Annotated in this window: 21 protein-coding genes; 6 read left to right on the top strand and 15 right to left on the bottom strand. The window is 72.8% G+C overall.

Annotated elements, in window-relative coordinates; translation table 11 throughout:
• Nucleotides 1–64: 64 nt before the first annotated feature.
• Genes AC507J_RS06880 through AC507J_RS06865 form a run of 4 tightly spaced genes read right to left on the bottom strand, consistent with a single transcriptional unit; the run spans nt 65 to nt 3,507 of the window.
• Nucleotides 65–865 carry a sirohydrochlorin chelatase gene (locus tag AC507J_RS06880; RefSeq protein WP_496288222.1) on the bottom strand — a complete coding sequence of 267 codons (801 nt, stop codon included), beginning with the start codon at nt 863–865 and terminating at the stop codon, nt 65–67.
• Nucleotides 847–1,605, bottom strand: a complete 759-nt coding sequence (locus AC507J_RS06875; RefSeq protein ID WP_496288221.1) for a phosphoadenylyl-sulfate reductase — start codon at nt 1,603–1,605, stop codon at nt 847–849. The genes AC507J_RS06880 and AC507J_RS06875 overlap by 19 nt, the downstream gene beginning before the upstream one ends.
• Nucleotides 1,602–1,763: a hypothetical protein gene (locus tag AC507J_RS06870; RefSeq protein ID WP_496288220.1), complete on the bottom strand. Its 162-nt coding sequence runs from the start codon at nt 1,761–1,763 to the stop codon at nt 1,602–1,604. The genes AC507J_RS06875 and AC507J_RS06870 overlap by 4 nt, the downstream gene beginning before the upstream one ends.
• 22 nt (nt 1,764–1,785) lie before the next feature.
• A complete protein-coding gene (locus AC507J_RS06865; RefSeq protein WP_496288219.1) occupies nt 1,786–3,507 on the bottom strand; it encodes a nitrite/sulfite reductase in 1,722 nt (573 codons plus the stop codon).
• A gap of 335 nt (nt 3,508–3,842) precedes the next feature.
• On the opposite strand from AC507J_RS06865, the gene AC507J_RS06860 reads away from it, so the two are divergent.
• Nucleotides 3,843–5,324 (top strand): glycosyltransferase family 39 protein, encoded by a 1,482-nt coding sequence (locus tag AC507J_RS06860; RefSeq protein WP_496288218.1) that lies wholly within the window; start codon nt 3,843–3,845, stop codon nt 5,322–5,324.
• Nucleotides 5,325–5,336: 12 nt separating this feature from the next.
• On the opposite strand, the gene AC507J_RS06855 is transcribed toward AC507J_RS06860, so the two are convergent.
• Both AC507J_RS06855 and AC507J_RS06850 read right to left on the bottom strand, forming a co-directional pair.
• Entirely contained in the window at nt 5,337–6,926 is a 1,590-nt protein-coding gene (locus AC507J_RS06855) for a histidine kinase N-terminal domain-containing protein (RefSeq protein ID WP_496288217.1), read from the bottom strand.
• A gap of 25 nt (nt 6,927–6,951) precedes the next feature.
• Nucleotides 6,952–7,983: an SIS domain-containing protein gene (locus AC507J_RS06850; RefSeq protein WP_496288365.1), complete on the bottom strand. Its 1,032-nt coding sequence runs from the start codon at nt 7,981–7,983 to the stop codon at nt 6,952–6,954.
• A gap of 192 nt (nt 7,984–8,175) precedes the next feature.
• Here AC507J_RS06850 and AC507J_RS06845 point away from each other — a divergent pair, with 192 nt between their 5' ends.
• Nucleotides 8,176–9,846: a tetratricopeptide repeat protein gene (locus AC507J_RS06845; RefSeq protein ID WP_496288216.1), complete on the top strand. Its 1,671-nt coding sequence runs from the start codon at nt 8,176–8,178 to the stop codon at nt 9,844–9,846.
• A 59-nt stretch (nt 9,847–9,905) separates the two neighbouring features.
• Here AC507J_RS06845 and AC507J_RS06840 read toward each other — a convergent pair whose 3' ends face one another.
• Nucleotides 9,906–11,474 (bottom strand): MDR family MFS transporter, encoded by a 1,569-nt coding sequence (locus AC507J_RS06840; protein WP_496288215.1) that lies wholly within the window; start codon nt 11,472–11,474, stop codon nt 9,906–9,908.
• A 108-nt stretch (nt 11,475–11,582) separates the two neighbouring features.
• Between AC507J_RS06840 and AC507J_RS06835 the strand changes: the two genes are divergently transcribed.
• Complete coding sequence (locus tag AC507J_RS06835; RefSeq protein WP_496288214.1) at nt 11,583–12,173, top strand: TetR/AcrR family transcriptional regulator; 591 nt, start codon at nt 11,583–11,585, stop codon at nt 12,171–12,173.
• A 13-nt stretch (nt 12,174–12,186) separates the two neighbouring features.
• Here the strand turns inward: AC507J_RS06835 and AC507J_RS06830 are convergent, their stop codons facing one another.
• Nucleotides 12,187–12,402, bottom strand: a complete 216-nt coding sequence (locus AC507J_RS06830; RefSeq protein WP_496288213.1) for a biotin/lipoyl-binding carrier protein — start codon at nt 12,400–12,402, stop codon at nt 12,187–12,189.
• A gap of 200 nt (nt 12,403–12,602) precedes the next feature.
• On the opposite strand from AC507J_RS06830, the gene AC507J_RS06825 reads away from it, so the two are divergent.
• Entirely contained in the window at nt 12,603–12,677 is a 75-nt protein-coding gene (locus tag AC507J_RS06825; RefSeq protein WP_370461611.1) for a 50S ribosomal protein bL37, read from the top strand.
• A gap of 125 nt (nt 12,678–12,802) precedes the next feature.
• On the opposite strand, the gene rsrA is transcribed toward AC507J_RS06825, so the two are convergent.
• The 7 genes from rsrA to AC507J_RS06790 form a co-directional block, all read right to left on the bottom strand.
• Nucleotides 12,803–13,090: a mycothiol system anti-sigma-R factor gene (rsrA, locus tag AC507J_RS06820; protein WP_496288212.1), complete on the bottom strand. Its 288-nt coding sequence runs from the start codon at nt 13,088–13,090 to the stop codon at nt 12,803–12,805.
• A gap of 1 nt (nt 13,091) precedes the next feature.
• Nucleotides 13,092–13,907 (bottom strand): sigma-70 family RNA polymerase sigma factor, encoded by an 816-nt coding sequence (locus tag AC507J_RS06815; protein ID WP_496288211.1) that lies wholly within the window; start codon nt 13,905–13,907, stop codon nt 13,092–13,094.
• 76 nt (nt 13,908–13,983) lie between these two features.
• Nucleotides 13,984–15,363, bottom strand: coding sequence for an IS607 family element RNA-guided endonuclease TnpB (tnpB, locus tag AC507J_RS06810; RefSeq protein ID WP_496288210.1), 1,380 nt, complete (start codon nt 15,361–15,363; stop codon nt 13,984–13,986).
• Nucleotides 15,360–15,941: an IS607 family transposase gene (locus AC507J_RS06805; RefSeq protein ID WP_496288209.1), complete on the bottom strand. Its 582-nt coding sequence runs from the start codon at nt 15,939–15,941 to the stop codon at nt 15,360–15,362. Before AC507J_RS06805 ends, tnpB begins: the two co-directional genes overlap by 4 nt.
• 226 nt (nt 15,942–16,167) lie before the next feature.
• Nucleotides 16,168–16,779 carry an alpha/beta hydrolase family protein gene (locus tag AC507J_RS06800; RefSeq protein WP_496288208.1) on the bottom strand — a complete coding sequence of 204 codons (612 nt, stop codon included), beginning with the start codon at nt 16,777–16,779 and terminating at the stop codon, nt 16,168–16,170.
• Between the two features lie 96 nt (nt 16,780–16,875).
• Nucleotides 16,876–17,268: a WhiB family transcriptional regulator gene (locus AC507J_RS06795; RefSeq protein ID WP_496288207.1), complete on the bottom strand. Its 393-nt coding sequence runs from the start codon at nt 17,266–17,268 to the stop codon at nt 16,876–16,878.
• Between the two features lie 194 nt (nt 17,269–17,462).
• Nucleotides 17,463–18,173 carry an SOS response-associated peptidase gene (locus AC507J_RS06790; RefSeq protein ID WP_496288206.1) on the bottom strand — a complete coding sequence of 237 codons (711 nt, stop codon included), beginning with the start codon at nt 18,171–18,173 and terminating at the stop codon, nt 17,463–17,465.
• Nucleotides 18,174–18,276: 103 nt separating this feature from the next.
• On the opposite strand from AC507J_RS06790, the gene aroA reads away from it, so the two are divergent.
• Entirely contained in the window at nt 18,277–19,578 is a 1,302-nt protein-coding gene (aroA, locus tag AC507J_RS06785; protein ID WP_496288205.1) for a 3-phosphoshikimate 1-carboxyvinyltransferase, read from the top strand.
• Nucleotides 19,548–20,690 carry a ribosome small subunit-dependent GTPase A gene (rsgA, locus tag AC507J_RS06780; RefSeq protein ID WP_496288204.1) on the top strand — a complete coding sequence of 381 codons (1,143 nt, stop codon included), beginning with the start codon at nt 19,548–19,550 and terminating at the stop codon, nt 20,688–20,690. Before aroA ends, rsgA begins: the two co-directional genes overlap by 31 nt.
• Nucleotides 20,691–20,693: the final 3 nt, after the last annotated feature.

Raw genomic sequence — 20,693 nt, 5'->3', positions numbered from 1 at the left:
AGCGGCGCCCATTCGCCACGCCGACGACGCGCCGGCCCGCCAACTGTCGCGGCCGGCAAGCCCGTCAGCCGTCCCGCTTCCCGGCACCGTCCACCCGGCGCAGCACCAGGTCAACCAGTTCCGGGGCATCGGTAAGCGGAGCGGCCACCGCCACCGCACCGGCGGCCCGCGCCGTCGTCGTCACCGCGTCATGGAACAGCCCGGGAGCCAGGAAGTAGGCGGCCACGGCCACCCGCCGCGCACCGGCCGCCCGCAGCCGGGCCACCGCCGTCCCGGCGTCCGGAGGGGCCGCCGAGGCGTACGAGACCCGGGTCGGGGTGTCCAGTGCCTCGCCCAGCGCGGCGGCCACCCGCCCCACGGACCCTCGCGCCCCGGCGTCCCGGGTCCCCGCCGCGGCCAGCACCAGCGCGTCCCACCGGCCCGGATCCGCCTCGGTCAGCCGGCGCCGCAGGCCGGCCAGCAGCGCCGGGTCCACCTCGGCGGCGACCGGGCCGAGCACGTCGGTCACCCGCACCCGGATCGATGCTCCGGAGCGGTTGGCCGCAGCCACCGCCGCCGGGATGTCCACCCGCCGGTGGTACGCGGCGGTGAGCAGCAGCGGCACCAGGACCGCCCGGCGATGCCCGGCGGCGGCCAGTTCACGCAACGCCTGCGCCGGATCGGGCCGGGTGTGATCGAGCCAGCTCGCCAGCACCGGGGTGCCGGGCCGGGCCGCCGCCACCGCGCGGGCCAGCGCCCGGGTCGCGTCGGCCGCCCGCGGATCGCGGCTCCCGTGGGCGGCCAGGAGCACGGGGTCGGTGACCGGCCCGGACGCACCGGGCCGGCTACCGTCCTCGATCGGTCCGCTCAGAGATGCAGCCCGCACTCGGTCTTCTCGAACATGGCCCAGCGGCCGGCGCGCGGGTCCTCACCCGCCTTGGTCCGTCGGGTGCACGGCCAGCAGCCGATCGAGCCGTAGCCCCGCCGGAACAGCTCGTTGACCGGCACGTTCCACCGGGCGATGTACGCGTCGACGTCCGCCTGGCTCCAGGCCGCGATCGGGTTGACCTTCACCTTGCCGCGTCGTGGATCGAACGCCACCACAGGCGTGTTGGCCCGGCTCGGCGACTCGTCGCGGCGCAGCCCGGCCGCCCACGCGTCATAACCGGCGAGCGCCCGCTCCAGCGGCTCCACCTTGCGCAGCCGGCAGCACTCGTCCGGCGACCTGTTGAACAGTCGTGGCCCGTACTCGCCGTCCTGCTGGCCCACGGTGAGTCGGGGCCGGATCGACCGGACGTTCACCGGCAGCGTCCGGGCCACCTCGTCGCGGACCGCGAGCGTCTCCGGGAAGTGCAGGCCGGTGTCGAGGAAGACCACGTCCACCCCGGGTGCCACCCGGGAGACCAGGTGCGCGAGGACCGCGTCGGCCATCGAACTTGTCACACAGAACCGGTCGCCGAAGGTTTCCGCGGCCCACCGGGCGATCTCCGACGCCGGCGCGCCCTCCAACTCGCGGCCGGCGCGCTCGGCCAGCTCCCGCAGTTCGTCCGGGCTACGCCGGCCAGCCTGCGCGGGTGCGGTGGTGTCGACCAGCCCGAGGCCGGCGGCGGAAACCAGGCCGCTCATCGCTCCACCGCCCGGGAGAGCAGGCCGGTGAACCGGACGGTGAACACCCGGGCGCAGGCGTGGCACTCCCACGCGCCAGGCCCGGCCTCGCTCGGTCGTAGGTCCTCCTCGCCGCAGTACGGGCAGTACAGCGGTGCGGCTCGGGTCTCGCTGCTCATCGCGCCACCTCGTTAAGGTCGCTCATCGCAGTTCCTCCTCGTCGGCACGGATCACCCAGTTGGCGAACGTCTCCTCCGCGGTGCGGCCGGCCAGGTAACGCCGGACCAGCCGCTCGACGTACTCGGGAAGCTCCTCGGCGGTCGTCTTCAGGCCACGCAGCTTGCGCCCGAAGCCGGCGGTCTGGCCCGCGGCCATGCCGAGCCCGCCACCGAGGTGCACCTGGAAGCCCTCCACCTGGCGGCCGTCCGGACCGGTCACCAGCTGGCCCTTGAGGCCGATGTCGGCCACCTGCGTGCGGGCGCAGGCGTTCGGGCAGCCGTTGAGGTGGATGGAGATGTCGGCGTCCTTGAGATCCGCACCGGCGAGCCGTTCCTCGAGCCTGGCCACCAGCTCCTCGCCGCGCGCCTTGGTCTCGACGATGGCGAGCTTGCAGTACTCGATGCCGGTGCAGGCCATGGTGCCGCGCCGCCAGACCGACGGGCGGGCCTCCAGGCCGATCCCCCGCAGCGCCGTGACCAGTGACTCCGTCCGCTCCGCTGGCACGTCGAGCACCAGCAGCTTCTGGTACGGGGTGAGCCGTACCCGACCGCTGCCGTGCGCCTCGACCACGTCCGCGAGCTGGGCAAGCTGGCTGCCGGAGACCCGGCCGACCACCGGGGCGGCACCGACGTAGTGGCGACCGTCCCGCTGGGCGTGCACCCCGATGTGGTCGACCGGCTTCTCCGGCAGCTCGGGGGCGGGCCCGTCGAGCAGGGTCCGGCCGAGGTACTCCTTCTCCAGCACCTCACGGAACTTCACCACGCCCCAGTCGGCGACGAGGAACTTCAGCCGCGCCCGGTTGCGCAGCCGGCGGTAGCCGTAGTCCCGGAAGATGCCGACCACGCCGGCCCAGACGTCCGGCACCTCGGCCAGCGGCACCCAGACGCCGAGGCGCTGGGCCAGCATCGGGTTGGTGGAGAGGCCGCCGCCGACCCAGAGGTCGAATCCGGGGCCGTGCTCGGGGTGGTCGACGCCGAGGAAGGCGATGTCGTTCGCCTCGTACGGGGTGTCCACCAGCCAGGAGATCGACGACTTGAACTTGCGGGGCAGGTTGGAGTACTGCTTGTCGCCGACGTACCGCCGGACGATCTCGTCGATCGCCGGGGTCGGGTCGATCAGCTCGGCCTCGGCCACCCCGGCCACCGGGCTGCCCAGCACGATACGCGGGCAGTCGCCGCACGCCTCGGTGGTCTGCAACCCGACCGACTCCAGCCGCCGCCAGATCTCCGGCATGTCCTCGACCCGGATCCAGTGGTACTGGATGTTCTGCCGGTCGGTGATGTCGGCGGTGTCCCGGGCGAACTCCCGGGAGATCTCGGCGATCGTGCGCAGCTGCGCCAGGTCGAGCTGGCCGCCGTCGACGCGTACCCGGAGCATGAAGTACTCGTCTTCCAGCTCGTGCGGCTCCAGCACGGCGGTACGCCCGCCGTCGATGCCCGCCTTGCGCTGGGTGTAGAGGCCCCACCAGCGGAACCGGCCGCGCAGGTCCTGCGGGTCGATGGAGGAGAAGCCGCGGTGCGCGTAGATGTTCTCGATCCGCTCCCGCACGTTGAGCGGGTTGTCGTCTTTCTTGATCCGCTCGTTGGGATTGAGCGGCTCACGGTGTCCGAGCGCCCACTGGCCCTCGCCACGGGCTCGGCGTGGTGCCCGCGCGGGTCGCGCCGGGGGGTTCCCGGGGCGGGCCGGAATCTCGCTGACCGCCATCGCGGCGTCCTCCGTTGTCTGCGGTGCCTCGGTCGGTCGGCCGGGCGCGACAACGGCTCCGGATGGGGCCGTGGACAACGGTGTCAGGTGCGGCCGGCGCGCTGCGGGCCCGAGGCAGGATTGATCGGGCGTCGTCAGTGAGCCGGACAGATGGCGCTGCGCACGCGACCGTAGTCCACGTGGCGACGAGCCACGAAACGGCGGACCACGGCGGCAGTCATGAGAGTCATGCTCCCACACCAGGTCGGCCCCGGCCAATGAGTGGGTGCGCGATCCCACATCACGGGCGGTGGCGCACGCCACCCTCACCCCCGTCCCTGTGGCAGGCTCGCGGCATGGGGGATTTGTCCGGTAGGTCGGTCCCAGTCGCCGGAACGGGCGTCCGGCTCGGCGGTCTGCGCCTGCGGTCCCTGCCGGTGTGGCTGGTGCCGACCGGCGTCACCCTGGTCGTGGCGCTGGCCGGGCTGGATGCTGCTCAGCCGTGGCGGGACGAGTTGGCGACCTGGAGCGCCGCCACCCGGCCGGTGCCCGGGCTGCTTCGGCTGGCCGGCACCATCGACGCCACCGCCGCGCCGTACTACCTGCTCATGCACGCGTGGGTGGCGGTCGTCGGCGACTCGGTGGCCGCGCTGCGCCTGCCGTCGGCGCTGGCGATGGCGGCAGCGGCCGGGCTGACCGCCGCGCTCGGGCAACGGCTCGCCGGCTTCGGCATCGGCACCCTGGCCGGGCTGCTCTTCGCGGTGCTGCCCGGCACCTCCCGGTACGCCCAGGAGGCCCGACCGTACGCCCTGGCCACCGCCCTCGCCGTGCTGAGCACCCTGCTGCTTGTCGACGCGCTGCGCCGGCCGGGCTGGGGCCGCTGGGCCGGCTACGCGGCGGCGACCACCGCTCTCGGACTGGTCCACGTGATCGCCCTCGCCCTGCTCGCCGCGCACGCCGTGGTGGTGCTCGGCGCCGCCTCGCGGCCGGGCTGCCGTCGGCGAGCGGCGTGGCGGTGGCTCGCCGCCCTGGTGCCGGTGGCGCTGGCCGTCACGCCGCTGGCGCTTGTCGGTGCCGGCCAACGCAGCCGGCAACTGGACTGGGTGGACGCCGCCCGCCCCGCCGACCTGGCGGCGCTGCCCGGCGGGGTGGCACAGAGCGGCGTGGTCGGCGGAGTACTTGTCGGGTTGGCCGCGCTCGGCCTGATCCGGGCCGGCCGGTGGGCGCTACTGCCGGCGAACTGCGTCCTGCTCCCGGTGGCGCTGCTCTTCCTCGCCGGGTTGGTCGTACCGCTCTGGGTTCCTCGCTACCTGCTCTTCGTGGTGCCCTTCGCCTGCCTGCTGGCCGGCGGGGCGCTGGCCTCGGCCCGGTTGCCGGCCGCGCTGGTCGTGGTGCTCCTGGCCGGGCTGCTCGGCCTCCCCGACCAGGTCGCGCTGCGCCACAGCCACGAGTGGCCCCGGACGGCGACGGTGGACTACCGGGGCGCGGCCGGGCTCGTCGCGGCGGAACAGCACAGCGGCGACGCGGTGGTCTACTCGCCCCGGGACGGCTGGCTCCTGCTCGATCTGGGTCTGCGCTACCACCTGCGCGAGCGGACGCCCAGGGACGTGCTGCTCGCCGAGGACCAGGATCGTCGCGGCGACTACTGGGCCACCGAGTGCGGCCGGCCGACCGACTGTCTGGCCGGCACCGACCGGATCTGGCTGGTGGTCGCCGGCCACCCCGGCGACCCGCTCGCCGCCCTGCCCGCCGCCAAGGCCGACGCGCTACGGGCCCGGTACCGCGTGACCCGGATCTGGCCCCGCCCCGGCCTGACCATCGCCCTGCTGACCCGCTGACCGCCCCCCCCGTCAGGACGTGGGGCGGGTGAGGGGGACGATCAGGACGGCCTCGGTGCCGCCGGATGTGCCGGGGCGCAGCTCGATGCTGCCGCGCAGTTCGCCGGTGACCAGGGCACGGACGATCTGGAGCCCGAGTTTGCTGCCGCCGTCGGCGTCGAATTCGGGCGGCAGCCCGCGGCCGTTGTCGGCGACCGTGACGTGCAACGTCTTGCGGGACCGGTGAGCGGAGACCACCACCTCGGGCACCACCGCCGGCTCCACCGCCGCCTCGGGCATCACCGTCGTCGGCTCCGGCCCGGTCGACTGCTCCGGCCCGGTCGGTGCCGGGGCTTCCTCACCGGCCGGCGGGAAGCCGTGTTCGACGGCGTTGAGCAGCAACTCGTTGAGGACCATCACCAACGAGGTGGCGATCTCGGCGGGCAGTACGCCGAAGCTGCCCGTGCGCCGCATCCCGACGCTCACCTCGGTCGCCGCCACCTCGGTCGCCGCGCTGGCCACCCGGTCGACGATGCCGTCGAACTCGACCGCCTCGTCGCTGGACATGGAGAGCGTCTCGTGCACGAGGGCGATCGACGCCACCCGGCGTACCGACTCCTCCAGCGCCACCCGCGCCTCCGGCATACCCACCCGGCGGGCCTGTAGCCGCAGCAGCGCGGCCACGGTCTGGAGGTTGTTCTTCACCCGGTGGTGGATCTCCCGGATGGTGGCGTCCTTGGTGATCAGGGCCCGGTCCCGGCGGCGCACCTCGGTGATGTCGCGGACCAGCACCAGCGCGCCGATCGGCACTCCAGCGGGCATCAGCGGCAGGGCCCGGGTGAGCATTGTCGCGCCGCGCGCGTCGATCTCCCGCCGGGGCGGCGCCTCGCCGCGCAGCGCGGCGAGGATGCCGTTCGCGGCCTCGGTGCCCTCCAGGGGATCCTTGGCCAGCCGGCGGTGCAGCGCCGCGAGATCCTCACCCACCAGGTGGGAGACGTAACCCAGTCGCCGGTACGCCGACTGCGCGTTCGGGCTGGCGTAGGTGACCTTGCCGCTGGCGTCCAGCCGCACCAGGCCGTCGCCGACCCGCGGTGCCGAGGTGGTCTCGCCGGGGTGCCGGGGCGGCGGGAAGGTGCCGTCGGCGATCATCTGGGCCAGGTCGTCGGCCGTGGTCAGGTAGTTCAGCTCCAGTTGGCTGGGGGTGCGGGCGGTGGAGAGGTTGGTGTCCCGGCCGACCACCGCGATCACCTCGCCCGACTCGCCGTCGGCGCTGCGCAGCCGGACCGGGATCGCCTCGTGGCGGGCGGGCACGTCGCCGTACCAGACCGGATCGCCCTCCCGCCAGATCCGGCCCTGCCCGTAGGCGACCTCCAGGTGTGCCACCTCCGGGCCACCGACGATCCGCCCCACCTGGTCGTCCTGGTACGCGGTGGGCGCGGTCGTGGGGCGGACCTGGGCGACGCAGAGGAAGCTGCCCTCGCCGTCCACCGGCACCCAGAGCAGCAGGTCGGCGAAGGAGAGATCGGAGAGCAGCTGCCAGTCACCGGCGATGCGGTGCAGGTGGTCGATGTCGGCCGGACTCAGACGGGTGTGCTCTTCGGCGAGATCACGCAGCGTGGACACGCCGACCAGGGTGCCACGCGACCGGTCACATCGTCGCGGTGACCTTCTTCAACCCCCGTGGCGCGTCCGGATCCTCGCCCCTGGCCAGGGCCAGGGCCAGGGCGAGTCGTTGCAGCGGCAGGATGTCCAGCAGCGGGGCGTACCGCTCGTCGACCTCCGGCACGGCGAGGCGGGTGGCCCCCTCGACCTCGGCGGAGCCGATCACCACCACGTCGGCGCGGCGCTCGCCGAGCCGGGGCAGCACGTCGCCCATGGACCGTCCGCCCGGTCCCGAGCCGACCACCGCCAGCACCGGCACGTCCGGGTCGGTCATCGCCAGCGGACCGTGCAGCAGGTCGGCACCGGAGAAGGCCAACGCCGGCAGGTACGACGTCTCCATCAGCTTCAGCGCGGCCTCCCGGGCGGTCGGGTACGCGTATCCCCGGCCGGTGGTGACCAGCTGGGCGGCGAACCGGTAGCGCGGCGCGAGTTGGGCCGGGGTCGGATCGGCCAGGGTGCGGGCGGCCAGCTCGGGCAGGGCGGCCAGGGCCTGGCGCTCCTCGACGGGCAGCGCGCCGTCACCGGCCCGGATCCCCTCCACCAGCATGAGCAGGGCGAGCAGCTCGGCGGTGTACGTCTTGGTGGCCGCCACCGCCCGCTCGTGCCCGGCCGCGATGTCGACCGAGAACTCGGCGACCTGCGCCAACGGCGAGTCCGGCGCGTTCGTCACGGCGAGGGTGAGCGCTCCGGCGTTCCGGGCGACCCGGAGCACCTCGGTCAGGTCGGGCGAGCCGCCGCTCTGGCTGACCCCGACGACCAGGGCGTCGGAGAAGTCCGGGCGGGCGCCGAAGAGGGTGATCGCGCTCGGTGAGGCGAGGCCGGCCGGCAGGCCGAGGCGGATCTCGGCGAGGTAGGCCGCGTAGAGCGCGGCGTGGTCGGAGGTGCCCCGCGCGGTGAACACCATGTGTCGCGGCCGGCGTTCGGCCACGGCCGCCGCCACCCGGGCGATCGGGTCGGCGTACTCGGCGGAGAGCAGTCGTTCGTAACCCGCCGGCTGCTCGTCGATGTCGGCGGCCATGCCGGCCCCTGGGCGCGTCACGAAAGACTCCTCCCCTGCGCGATCCCCGCGCATTTCCTGCTCAGTCTTGCATCTTTGATCTGACTTGAGCAATCGAACGAGCAGTACTGAGCACCGATCACCAAAACTCGATGCTGTCACCTACGCTGACCCGACCTCACCGCCAACCGGTACCGACAGCGAGAGGACGACGTGGCCGAGGGAACGGACGGCCGGGCGTTGCCGGCGACGGAGGAACTGGCCCTGGCCCGGCAGGCCCTGGACGCCGGCGAGCTGGCGCACGCCGCCAACCATGTCGCGAGTGCGCTGGTCCGGGCACCGACCCTGCCCGAGGTGCACGAGACCCTCGCCCGACTCGCCACGGCCGACGGTGCCGGTGGGCTGGACCTCTTCCCGCTGCAGCACCACACCTTCGTCGGCGCGGTGGTCGCCCGGGCACACCTGCTGGCCGCCGCCGGCCGCCCCGCCGAGGGGCTCGACCTACTGGTCGCCGCCACCGCGCACGCACCCGGAGCCGACTGGGCGGGGGTGCCCTGGGTCATCGCCCCGGAGCTGGCCGAGCGGATCGGTCCGGACCGCGCCGCCCGGGTCCTGATGCAGGTCTGCGCCGCCGCCCCGGATCCGGTGCCACCGGCCGACCGGCCGGCGCTGGCGGCCTACCTGACGCTGGCCCGCAACGCGATCACCGTCCACCCCGAGCACGGCCTGCTGCTTGGCACGGCGTCCGCGCTGGCCCGCCGGGTGGGTGAGATCGCGCTCGCGGTCCGCTGGGCCGCCCGGGGCGTACGCGCGGCGCCCTCCAAGATGGGCGAGGTCTGGCTCGGGTACGCGCTGCGCAGCGCCGGCCGGACCCGGGAGGCGCTCGCCGCGCTCCGCCGCGCCGTCGACCACGACCCGGACGACCTGGCGGTCTACGCCGACATCGCCGGCACGCTTGCCGACCATGGCCGGCTGGACGAGGCGCTCAGCTGGATCGAGCAGGCGCTGGCCCGCAACCCCTCCTTCGACTGCGCCGTGCACACCGCGCACCGGCTACGGTTCCAGCGCGACGGGGACGTCCGGCACCTGGTCGCGCTTGCCGACTTCGTCCGGGACCACCCGGACGACTCACACGAGCACGGCGACCTGGCCGAGTGCTGCCGCGCCCGCCCCTGGCTCGGGCAGCTGACCCCGCCCGCGCCGACACCCGTCCCAGCCCAGCGCTCCGCCGGGACGCCACCAGCGGAGCGGGCACCGGCCTCGGCCGAGGCGGCCCGCCGGCTCCGCCAACTCGCCCATCCCGCCTGGCCACACCCGCCGGCGGCGTACGACACGGCGGTCGTGCTGGCCACCCTGGACCTGACCGACCTGCTCGGCCTGCTGGCCCATCCGCCCGAGACCCCGCAGACCGCGCTGGGTCGGGTGCTGTCCGGTCAGGACCCGGCGCTCTGGGTACGGTGCGTGCAGGTGTGGTCCTGCCTCGGTCTGCTGCATCACCGCACCGACGAGCCCTGGGCGGAGTCGACCCGTCGGCGGGTGCTGGTGCAGTTGGTCGACGAGGCCGGGGAGGTCGTCGAGGCGGCCCTGTTCGCGCTGGTCACCGCCGCCTGGGTGGACCCGTCCGTACGGACCGACGTGGCCCGACTGGTTGCCGGCCGGCTGGCGGTGGCGGTCGAGACGGCCCGGGAACGAGGGGTGCCCAACCTTCCGTCGCTGGCCCACCTGGCCCTGGCCACCCCGGACCTGGACCCGGACACCGTCGCGCTGGCCCGGTCGCTGGCCGGAGTGCGGACCGTCCGGCTTCACGAGCGGCTGCGCACCCTGCTACGTCGCCTGTTGAGCGCGCTGCGACCGCGCCTGCCCGGCCCACCGCCACCGCCCTGACGCCGGTGTTAAAAGGGGGCCCCTCCTCGACACCAGGCGTTAACAGGGGGCCCTTCCTTTCACCGGGCCAGGGTGGGTTCGGGGTGGTGCTCGTCGGGGGTGGGGTCGTTTGTGGTGCGCAACGGGATCTCCCGAATGAACCAGGCCAGCACGGGGACCAGGACGGCGAAGAGCACCGCCCACCCGAAGACGTGCGAGATGGCGTCGGCGAGGCCACCGAGCACCAGCTCACGCGCCTGCGCCGGCAGTTCCTTGAGCTGCTCGATGTTCATCGCCGCACCGCCCTCGCCGCCACCACCGCCGAACGCCTCGCCGGCCGCCGACCCGGCCAGCCGGTTGGCGAAGATGGCGCCGAACAGCGAGATGCCGAACGAGCCGCCGATGGAGCGGAAGAAGGTGGCCGCGCCGCTGGCCGCGCCGAGATCGCGCTGCTCGACGCTGTTCTGCGCGATCAGCATCGACGTCTGCATCAGGAAGCCCATGCCGACCCCGAGCACGATCATGTAGAGCGACGAGGTGACCTTGCTGGTGTGCACGTCCAGCAGGCTCAGCAGGGCGAGGCCGACGGCCATCACCACGCCGCCGACGATCGGGTAGATCCGGTAACGCCCGGTCCGGGTGATCGCCCGGCCGACCACCAGCGAGACCACAAGCATGCCGAACATCAGCGGCAGCAACAGCAGGCCGGAGTTGGTCGCCGAGGCGCCCTGCACGGTCTGTTGGTAGAGCGGCAGGAAGTTCATCGCACCGAACATCGCGAAGCCGAGGAGGAAACCGATCACCGAGATCAGGGCGAAGTTCCGGTTCATGAACAGGCCCAGCGGCAGAATCGGCTCGGCGGCCCGCCGCTCGACGAACCCGAAGGCCAGCAGCGCGACCACGGCCACCCCGATCAGGCCGAGGATCTGCGGGGAGAGCCAGGCGTACTCGTTGCCGCCCCAGGTGGTGATCAGCACGATCGCGGTGATGCCCACCGACAGCAGCCCCGCGCCCAGCCAGTCGATGCGGTGCTCGGTGCGGTAGCGGGGCAGGTGCATGGTGGCGATCAGCAGCACCAGGGCCACGCCGCCGAGCGGCAGGTTGACGTAGAACGCCCAGCGCCAGGAGAGGTGGTCGGTGATGAAACCGCCGACCAGCGGGCCGGCCACCATCGCGATGGCCATGATCCCGGCGATCATGCCCTGGTAACGCCCCCGTTCCCGGGGTGGGACAAGGTCGCCGATGATCGCCATCACGCCGACCATGAGGCCGCCCGCGCCCAGTCCCTGCACGGCGCGGAAGGCGATCAACTGGACCATGCCGTCGTCCGGGCCGCCGAGGAACGCCGATCCGGACATGCCGCAGAGCGCGGAGCCGACCAGGAAGACCACCACGGCGGTGAGGAAGACCGCCTTGCGGCCGTACAGGTCACCGAGCTTGCCCCAGATCGGGGTCGAGACGGTGGTGCCCAGCACGTACGCGGTCACCACCCAGGTGAAGTGGTTCAGCCCGCCGAACTCACCGACGATGCGCGGCAACGCGGTACTGACGATCATGTTGTCGAGCATCGCCAGCATCATGGCGATCATCAGACCGAATAGCACGACCCGGACGTTGGGTCGTGGAACTGTCTGGTTCTGCTGGGCCATCGGTAAGCTCTCCCCCCGAGACAGGACGGACTTACTTGCCGCCCGGCTAGGCACCTTACTAGCCGCACGGTAAGTTGGACAGCGAAAACCGGTCGAACCATGTCAGGAGTGTGGGTGAGCCAGAGCACAGGCGGCACGCGGGAACGGATCAAGGCCGTCGCGCTGGAACTCTTCACCGAGCAGGGCTACGAGGCCACCTCCCTGCGCGAGGTGGCCGAGCGGCTCGGGGTGACCAAGGCTGCGCTCTACTACCACTTCAAGAGCAAGGACGAGATCGTCACAAGCGTGGTCTCCGACCGGCTGGACCGGATGGACAGCCTGATCGCCTGGGCGGAGGCGCAACCACCCACCCCGGCCACCAGGCGCGCGGTAATCGAGCGCTACGCCGACAGCATGTTCGGTGGCGAGAAGCCCTCGGTGATGCGCTTCTTCGAGCAGAACCAGACGGCGCTGAAGAGCCTCTCCGCCGGTCGGGAGCTACGCGAACGGATGCTCCGGCTGGCCACCGTGCTCTCCGCCGGAGACGACTCGCCGGCTGGGCAGGTGCGGGCCGCGCTCGCGCTCTTCGCGGTGCACAGCAGCTGGCTCGTGGTACGCACCCCGGGCATCACCGACGCCGAGCGCAAGCGCGTGGCCCTGGAGATCGCCGACGAACTCCTCGCCCCCGTCACCGCCCCGCCCCACCCAGAGGGCGGCTAGGGCACCGGCCGGTTCAGCCGATCACCGCGATCAGATCACCGTCCTGCACGACGTCGCCCTCGTTCACCGCGAGTTCCTGCACGACACCGTCGGACTCGGCCACCACCGGGATTTCCATCTTCATCGACTCCAGGATCACCAGGGTGTCCCCCTCGGACACGGTGTCCCCGGCCGACGCGACGACCTTCCAGACGTTCGCCACCATCTCGGCGCGGATCTCCTCGGCCATCTCCCGGCCCCTTCTCTCGCGACTGCCTGGGAGGTATCCAATCATGCGCCGGCCGCCCACGGGCCAGGAGCAGCCCCGACCGACCCCGCGTCGGGCGGCCTCTAACATCAACGGGTCGGACCCTGGCGCCGGAAGGACCGGTGCGTGCACCGGCGTCGAGGTCGAGCGCAGGGCGATCCGACCATCACGAGGAGGTCAGCATGGCGAAGAAGGCCCGCAAGAAGAAGGCCCGCAAGAAGAGCGCCGCCAACCACGGCAAGCGCCCCAACTCCTGAGCGGGTGGGCCGGTCCGCGTCGCGGTCCGGACAGCGAAACGCCGGTGGCCCTGGTCGGGCCACCGGCGTCGTCGTCTGTCGGTGCCGGCGTGGGTGCAGCACACCCGGGCTCGCCGGCCGCGGGCTCAGTCGGCCAGTTCGCGCGACTCGGTGGTCTCGAAGACGACCAGCTCGCTGAGCCGTACCCGCAGCCGCTCACGCAACTCGTCCGGGGCGGAGTCGTTGCCGCAGCAGCGCGCCACGAGCGCCTTGACCTCCTGCTCGATGCCGTACTCCCGCAGGCACGGGCCGCACTCGTCGAGATGGTGGCGGATCAGCGTGCGGCGTTCCTGCGCGCATTCCAGGTCGAGGTAGAGGTAGACCTCGGCGAGAACCTCACGGCAATCCGTCTCGTGCGGGTCTCCACAGCTCACGTCACACCTCCCGGCCACTGGCGGCGGTCGAACTCCGGGCCGATGAGGCGGCGGAGAAGCCGCGCTCCGCGGCGTAACCCTCAAGCAGCTTGCGCAGATTACGACGCCCGCGGTGCAACCGCGACATCACGGTGCCGATCGGCGTACCCATGATGTCGGCGACCTCCTTGTAGGAAAAGCCCTCGACATCGGTCAGGTAGACCGCCAGCCGGAATTCCTCCGGCAACTGCTGAAGGGCCTCCTTGACGTCGCTGTCGGGCAGCCGGTCCAGCGCCTCGGTCTCGGCGGACCGGAGCCCGCTTGAGGTGTGCGACTCCGCCTCGGCCAGCTGCCAGTCGGTGATCTCCTCGGTGGGTGCCTGCACCGGCTGCCGCTGCCGCTTGCGGTAGGAGTTGATGTAGGTGTTGGTCAGGATGCGGTAGAGCCAGGCCTTCAGGTTCGTGCCCTGCTCGAACTGGTGAAAGGCCGCGTACGCCTTGAGGTACGTCTCCTGGACCAGGTCCTCGGCATCGGCCGGGTTACGCGTCATCCGTAGACCGGCCGCGTACAGCTGATCGACGAAGGGCATCGCGTCCCGCTCGAACCGGGCCCTGCGCTCGTCCGTCTTCTCGGTGGTCAACCGCACATCCCCTCGGGTCGGATGCTTCCTCGCCGAGGATACGCGTCCAGACCCAGCAGCAGATTCGGTTCCGACGGGTGTGCCCGTCGCCACCCCGGTCGGCGACACCGCCGCCGGCCAGTCCGGGCCGGCGAGCAGCCGCCTGAGCTGCCGCGCCTCCCGCTCCTCGCGTTCCCGGCTCCGGATTTCGGTCGGCACCGGTCACCCCCCTCGCCTAGTGGTCGTCCGAGGGGTTCAACACCCACCGCGGGCCGGGGAATTCCTCCGTTACCTTTCAGTGCGCTTTGGTGAGCACGCGATCGGTAGTCCCGCCTTGCGGTGGGACGGTCCCGGTCTGACCGACTGGCGTCGTGCCGGGTTGACGCTTCACGGCCACCTGCCCACCACGGCGGGTCTTCTGGTCGGCTCCACGTCCTGCCACCGGGCCACTCCCGGCAGTGTCGAACTGCGCCGCCAGGGCGGCCAGGTTGAGTGCGGCGTTGCGGTCACGGTCGATGACCAGGCCGCACGCCTCGCATTCGTACTCGCGCTCCGACAGGGCGAGCTTGGTTTTCACCGCGCCGCAGCCCGAGCATGTCTTGCTGGATGGATGCCAGCGGTCGGCCACCAGCAGCCGGCCGCCGTTCCATTCGGTCTTGTACGCCAACTGTCGGCGGATCTCGCCGAATCCGGCGTCAGCGATATGCCGGGCCAGCCGCCGGTTGCGCAGCATCCCGGCCACGTTGAGGTCTTCCACCACGACCGTGCCGTGCTCGCGGACCAGACGGGTGGTGAGCTTGTGCAAGCCGTCACGGCGTAGGTTCGCCACCCGAGCGTGCGCCCGCCCGAGCCGGGCCGCCGCGCGCTGCCACCGGTTCGACGCCCGTTGGCCGGTGCGGCGGTCCGGGCCGGTCTTACGTGACAGCGCCCGACCCAGCCGCCGCAGCCGCTGCTGGGCGCAGGTCAAGTAACGCGGGTTATCGACCAGTTCCCCGGTCGAGAGCACCGCCAGATGCCTAATCCCGACATCCACCCCGACCACCGACCCGGGTCGAGCCGGTGCCCGCTCGGCCCGCTCGACCTCGACGGTGAACGACACATGCCACCGACCGCCGCCACGGCACACGGTCGCGGACATGATCCGGGCGGTGCCCGCCTCCAGACGGCGTGCGAGTTTGCGGGCCGACTCGTGCAGCTTCAACCGGCCCAACCGGGGCAGCACGACATGCTTGCGGTCCGACTCCACGCGGATCACGCCGGTGGTGAACCGCACCGACGGCGTGCTGCGGCGGCGGGAGGCGAACCGGGGAAACCCGACCGGCCGCCCGGCACGCTTCCCGCTACGGGAGTCCGACCAGTTCTTAAGCGCGCGAGCGAGCGCGTCGAGTCCGGTGTTGAACGCCTCCTTGGAGCACTCCCGCCACCACGGCGCCACCTCACCCTTCGCCGCGTTCCACGCCTTTCGCAGCGCGGGCAGCGACCAGCCGATCACGGGCGTCATCTGCACGCTGGCGACACCGTAGGTGCGTTCGGCCGCACGTTGATCCATGACCGCCTTGACCCGGGCCAGCGCCCAGTTGTGCGCGACCCGGGCCGCGCCCGCGTGCGCCAGCGCCGCGCGCTCTTGGGTTGGCGTGAGGTCGAGAGCGAAGCGGTACGCCTGGATCGTCTTCACGCCGAGCCACCCCCGGTGGCCGCTTCGACGGCGCGGCGGGCCCGGTCCGCGGCGGCGCGAGGCCCGTACAGTCGGGCACACAACGACGTCAGGATTTCGGTCACGTCCCGGACCAGATCGTCATCGACCTCGACCGAGTCGACCACCAGCAACCGACGACCTTGCGCCGAAAGCGCCGCCTCCACGTACTCGGCCCCGAACCGGACGAACCGGTCGCGGCGCTCGACCACGATCGTGCTCACCGCCGGGTCGCGAAGCAAGGCGAGGAACTTCTTGCGGTGCCCGTTCAACGCCGAGCCGACCTCGGTCACCACTCGGTCCACGGCGAGTTTCTGGCCGGTGGCCCACACGGTGACCCGGGCGACCTGCCGGTCCAAATCCGGTTTCTGATCGGCCGAGGACACCCGGGCATACACCACCGTCTGCCCAGCGTCGGAGGCAGCACCGGTCACCGGCTTCCCCACCATGATCAGACGGCCGACCCGGTAAGTAGGAACAGGCAGCGTCCCGGCCGCGTACTGCCGCCGAGCCGTGATGTACGCGATACCGGTGGACGCAGCCCATTCCTTCAAGTTCACGCGACCACTATAGTCGCTCAAAGAGCGCCAAAGATCCGGCGGGATAGCAGTTCCTCCCCGCTCCCGTTCCTGGTCCCGGCCCGGGGGTCGTACGCCGAGGCTGGGACCAGGAAGGGCCTGGGAGCCCGGTGTCACCGCCCTGGAACGGGCGGGCCGACACCAACGGATGCAACGAATCGGCCCGGCCGGCGGAAACGGTGATCCGGTCGGCGGAACGGTGATTCGGTCAACCCGCCCAGCCGTGCTCGCGCAGCCAGTCGACCACCACGGCGGCCGTCGCTGCCGGGTCGCCGCGCAGATCGTGCCGCTCGCCCGGCCGGATCACCACCCGTACTCCGGGGGCCGGTTCGGGCACGCCGAACGGATCCCGGTCACCGTTGACCACCAGGGTCGGCAGGCCGGTCGCCAACTCCCCGGCCCGGCTGCGCTCCGGTCGGCCGGGCGGATGCAGCGGAAAGGCGAGCGCCACCACCCCGGCGGCGCCCACGGCGGTCGCGGTCCGGCAGGCCACCCGCGCTCCGCTGGACCTGCCGCCGACCAGCAGCGGTACGCCCCGATGACGGTCGCGCAGCACGGCGAGCACACTGCGCCACGCCTCGTCGAGATGGCCGGCGGGAGCCGGCGCCCGCCGGCCGGCGACCCGATAGGGCTGGGTCACCCGGGCCACGGCCAACCCGGCGGCCAGCGCCGCGTCGCAGAGCGCGAGCAGGTCGGGGGCGTCGACATCGCCGCCCGCACCGTGCCCGAGCACCAGCAGCGCCCGGGCGGTGCCGGCGGGCAGTCCGGTATCGACCCGCGCCGGGCCGCGCGGAGTGTCCAGGAGGTCGTCGTGCGGCATCGGCCCATTCTGCGTCGCCGCTCCGCAACACCCCGCAGCAGCCCGTACGGCCCGCACTCGGTGGCCGCGCCGGTCACCGCGGCGCGCGGGTGCCGGTCAGCTCAGCGGCACCAGCGTGAGCAGTTGGTCACGCACCGGCGGACCCGCCTCGTCGACGGCGTCCGGATCGGGCTGCACCTCGCTGCGCCAGGCCACCAGCATCGCCCGCCGTTCGCGCGGGGTGGTGCCGCCCCACACCCCGTGGCAGTCGCCCACCTCCAGCGCCCAGGCCAGGCAGGAACCCTGCACCTCACAGCTGCGGCAGAGCGCCACCGCCGCGTCGGCCGGCTCGTTCGGTGCCGGAAAGAACGTCTCCGGATCGACGCTCTGGCAGGTCCCTCTGGTCCGCCAGGCCTCATCCTGCCGACGTTCCCGCAGAGCACGCAACAGTCGCGGATCACGCCGCGCGGCGGCCACCTCGTGCGGACGGGGCATACGCGCCCGAGTCATCCACCCACCTCCCCCGTGGGATCAGAAATATCGATGGAGATCGTTCACAGGGCGTGAGCGACACCCCCACCGGCGCTGTGTTCTATCGCATTTACGGACACGGAGACAAGACTTCGCCGGGAAGTTGCCAGAACGACCGAGCGACGTTTCGCCCGCAACCGCGGCAAATCACTCTCGACAATGCGCACCGGTAATCAGAACAGCGTCATGTCCTCCGGTGCCGTGGAGGACGCCGGTGACACCCGGGCGGTGAGTTGCGGGCCGTCGTTGCGGACATCACCCACCGCCGGCCCAACCGGCCGGATCTCCAGCCCGGCCAGCCAGTCGCTCGGCGGAGGCGCGAGCAGCTCGGCCGGATCGCCGGCCCTCTCCAGCCAACCCGCCCACCGCTGCGGCGGCAGGAGCAGCGGCATCCGGTCGTGCACCTCGGCCAGTTCGCCGAGGGCGGTGGTGGTCAACACGCTGCACGTCAACAGCGGACCACCGGGGCCCTCCCACACCGACCAGATGCCGGCGAAGGCGAGCACCGAACCGTCCCACCGGGTCAGGTAGTACGGCTGCTTCGGCCCGTCCGGCCGGCGGACCCACTCGTACCAGCCGTCGGCCGGGACCAGGCAGCGGCGGCGGGCGAAGGCGGAGGCGTACGCCCGGCTGGTCGCGACCGTCTCGGCCCGCGCGTTGATCATCCGGGCGGCGCCGGCGGGCGAGCGGGACCAGGCGGGCACCAACCCCCAGCGGCCGAGCGAGAGCGCCCGATGCCCCTCGGAACTGACCCGGACCAACGGCACCGGATCGGTCGGCGCGACGTTGTGGTCGGCGACGAGCCGGCCGTCGGTCTCGTCGACGGCCTCGAACATGCCGCTCAGGTCGCCGGCACTCCGGGTCGTGGCGTACCTCCCGCACATGCCGCACACGCTAGCGCGCCGCCGGCCGTCCGGATGTCCCGTCCACCGGGAGCGACGGCGCGGGCCGTCACCGGCGCCGTACCCGACACGGCAGAATGAAGCCGTGGGGAACCTGACCGCGACCCGGCCGCCACTGCCGTGGACCGCCCCGACCGCCAGCGACCCGGTGTCGGCATCGCTGCGCCTGCCCGGCTCGAAGTCGATGACCAACCGGGCCCTGGTGCTCAGCGCCCTGGCCGCCGGCCCGTCGACGCTCACCAAGCCGCTGCGCGCCCGGGACACCGAGTTGATGGCCGGCGGGCTGCGCGCGCTGGGCGCGCACGTGTCGATCGCCGACGACGAACGCTGGCTGGTCCGGCCGCACCGGCTGGTCGGTCCGGCGCACGTCGACGTGGGGCAGGCCGGCACGATCATGCGGTTCGTGCCGCCGGTGGCGGGGCTGGCCGACGGGCAGGTCACCTTCGACGGCGACCCGTCCGTACGCACCCGGCCGCTCGGGCCGCTGATCGAGGCGCTGCGCTCGCTCGGGGTACGCATCGACGTCGCCGGTCCCGGCAGCCTGCCGCTGACCGTGCTGGGCACCGGCCGGGTCACCGGCGGCGAGGTGGTCATCGACGCCTCGGCCTCCAGCCAGCTCGTGTCCGGGCTGTTGCTGGCCGCGCCGCGCTTCGACCGCGGCCTGGTGGTCCGGCACGTCGGCCCGCCCGTGCCCTCCGCGCCGCACCTGCGGATGACCGTCCGGATGTTGCAGGCCGCCGGTGCGGCGGTCGACAACAGCACGCCAGACGTCTGGGTGGTCGAGCCGGGTCCGCTGACCGGGCGCGGCTGGGAGATCGAGCCGGACCTCTCCGGTGCCGTGCCGTTCTTCGCCGCCGCCATGGTCACCGGCGGCGAGGTGACCCTCCAGGGCTGGCCGAGCGGCAGCACCCAGCCGGTCGAGGTGCTCCGGTCGCTGTTGCAGCGGATGGGTGCCGAGGTCGCGTTCACCACCGAGGGGTTGACCGTGCGGGGCAGCGGCCGGGTGCACGGCCTGCACGCCGACCTGTCGGACGTAAGCGAGTTGACCCCGGTGCTGACCGCGCTGGCGATGCTCGCCGACTCCCCCTCGGTGTTCACCGGGGTCGGTCACATCCGCGGCCACGAGACCGACCGGCTGGCCGCGCTGGCCCGCGAGTTCACCGCGCTCGGCGCGGACCTCACCGAGGGTCCTGACGGGCTCGAGATCCGGCCCCGCCCGCTGCGCGGCGGACTGTTCCGGACCTACGACGACCACCGGATGGCGCACGCGGCGGCGGTGGTCGGCCTCGCCGTGCCCGGCATCGAGCTGAACGACGTGGGGTGCACCTCGAAGACCATGCCCGAGTTCCCGGCACTATGGTCGGCGATGGTGACCGGCAAGAGCTGAGCGAACAGGTAGGAGCGGCCCTGGCGACCAAGCGGCGGGAGTACGACGAGGACGACGTCCGGGTCCGACCCGGCAGGTCCTCGCGTCCGCGTACCCGAACCCGACCCAGGCACGCCGACGCGAAGGACGGCTTCGTCATCGCCGTGGACCGGGGGCGCTACACCTGCGTGCTGGCCGGTGCCGGGGCAGACCGGCCGACCGTCACCGCGATGCGCGCCCGCGAACTGGGACGCAAGTCGGTGGTGGTCGGCGACCGGGTCGGCCTGGTCGGCGACACCTCGGGTGCACCCGGCGCGCTGGCCCGCATCGTCCGGATCGAGCCGCGCCGGTCGGTGCTGCGGCGCACCGCCGAGGACGACGCCAGCACCGCCGAGGGGCGGCTGGAACGGGTGGTGGTCGCCAACGCCGACCAACTTGTGATCGTCAGCGCGCTGGCCGACCCGCCACCGCGTACCGGGTTCATCGACCGCTGCCTGGTGGCCGCGTACGACGCGGACATCGAGCCGCTGCTCTGCCTGACCAAGGCCGACCTGGCCGGCCCGGAGGCGGTGCTCGACTACTACACCGAGCTGGAGCTGCCGTACGTGCTGATCCGGCCGGATTCCCCCCTGGACGCGCTGCGCAGCCTGCTCGCCGGTCAGGTGTCGGTGCTCGTCGGGCACTCCGGGGTCGGCAAGTCGACGCTTGTCAACCGCCTCGTGCCGGAGGCCGCTCGGGCGGTCGGCGCGGTCAGCGCGATCGGCCGGGGCCGGCACACCTCGACCAGCGCGGTGGCGCTGCGGCTGCCCATCCTGCCCGGCGCCGACGACGACCCAGGGTGGATCGTGGACACCCCCGGCGTGCGCAGCTTCGGGCTGGCACACGTCTCGGCCGAGAGCCTGCTGCACGGCTTCCCGGATCTGGTGGAGGCCACCGTCGACTGCCCGGCGAACTGCCCGCACACCGCCGACGAGGCCGACTGCGCGCTGGCCGCCTGGGTCGCCGACGGTCGGGCCGATCCGCGCCGGCTGGCCTCGTACCGCCGGCTGCTGGCCTCCCGGGCCGGCGAGCCCGACCCGCGCAGCGAGCCCGACCCACGCGGCGACGCCGATCCGCGCGGACGCGCGGAATGAGCC

It is taken from the genome of Micromonospora sp. PRAS1, from assembly GCF_059553435.1.
Note: the sequence above shows the minus strand (reverse complement) of the source record. Positions and strands in the feature narration are given on the sequence as shown.

Excerpts from the sequence above, each read along its gene's own strand:
- AC507J_RS06795 (WP_496288207.1), bottom strand. The coding sequence starts at position 17,268 with ATGACTCGGGCGCGTATGCCCCGTCCGCACGAGGTGGCCGCCGCGCGG.
- AC507J_RS06865 (WP_496288219.1), bottom strand. The coding sequence starts at position 3,507 with ATGGCGGTCAGCGAGATTCCGGCCCGCCCCGGGAACCCCCCGGCGCGA.
- AC507J_RS06800 (WP_496288208.1), bottom strand. The coding sequence starts at position 16,779 with ATGCCGCACGACGACCTCCTGGACACTCCGCGCGGCCCGGCGCGGGTC.
- AC507J_RS06860 (WP_496288218.1), top strand. The coding sequence starts at position 3,843 with ATGGGGGATTTGTCCGGTAGGTCGGTCCCAGTCGCCGGAACGGGCGTC.
- AC507J_RS06875 (WP_496288221.1), bottom strand. The coding sequence starts at position 1,605 with ATGAGCGGCCTGGTTTCCGCCGCCGGCCTCGGGCTGGTCGACACCACC.
- AC507J_RS06830 (WP_496288213.1), bottom strand. The coding sequence starts at position 12,402 with ATGGCCGAGGAGATCCGCGCCGAGATGGTGGCGAACGTCTGGAAGGTC.
- rsgA (WP_496288204.1), top strand. The coding sequence starts at position 19,548 with ATGGTCGGCGATGGTGACCGGCAAGAGCTGAGCGAACAGGTAGGAGCG.
- AC507J_RS06790 (WP_496288206.1), bottom strand. The coding sequence starts at position 18,173 with ATGTGCGGGAGGTACGCCACGACCCGGAGTGCCGGCGACCTGAGCGGC.
- AC507J_RS06870 (WP_496288220.1), bottom strand. The coding sequence starts at position 1,763 with ATGAGCAGCGAGACCCGAGCCGCACCGCTGTACTGCCCGTACTGCGGC.
- AC507J_RS06840 (WP_496288215.1), bottom strand. The coding sequence starts at position 11,474 with ATGGCCCAGCAGAACCAGACAGTTCCACGACCCAACGTCCGGGTCGTG.
- AC507J_RS06850 (WP_496288365.1), bottom strand. The coding sequence starts at position 7,983 with ATGGCCGCCGACATCGACGAGCAGCCGGCGGGTTACGAACGACTGCTC.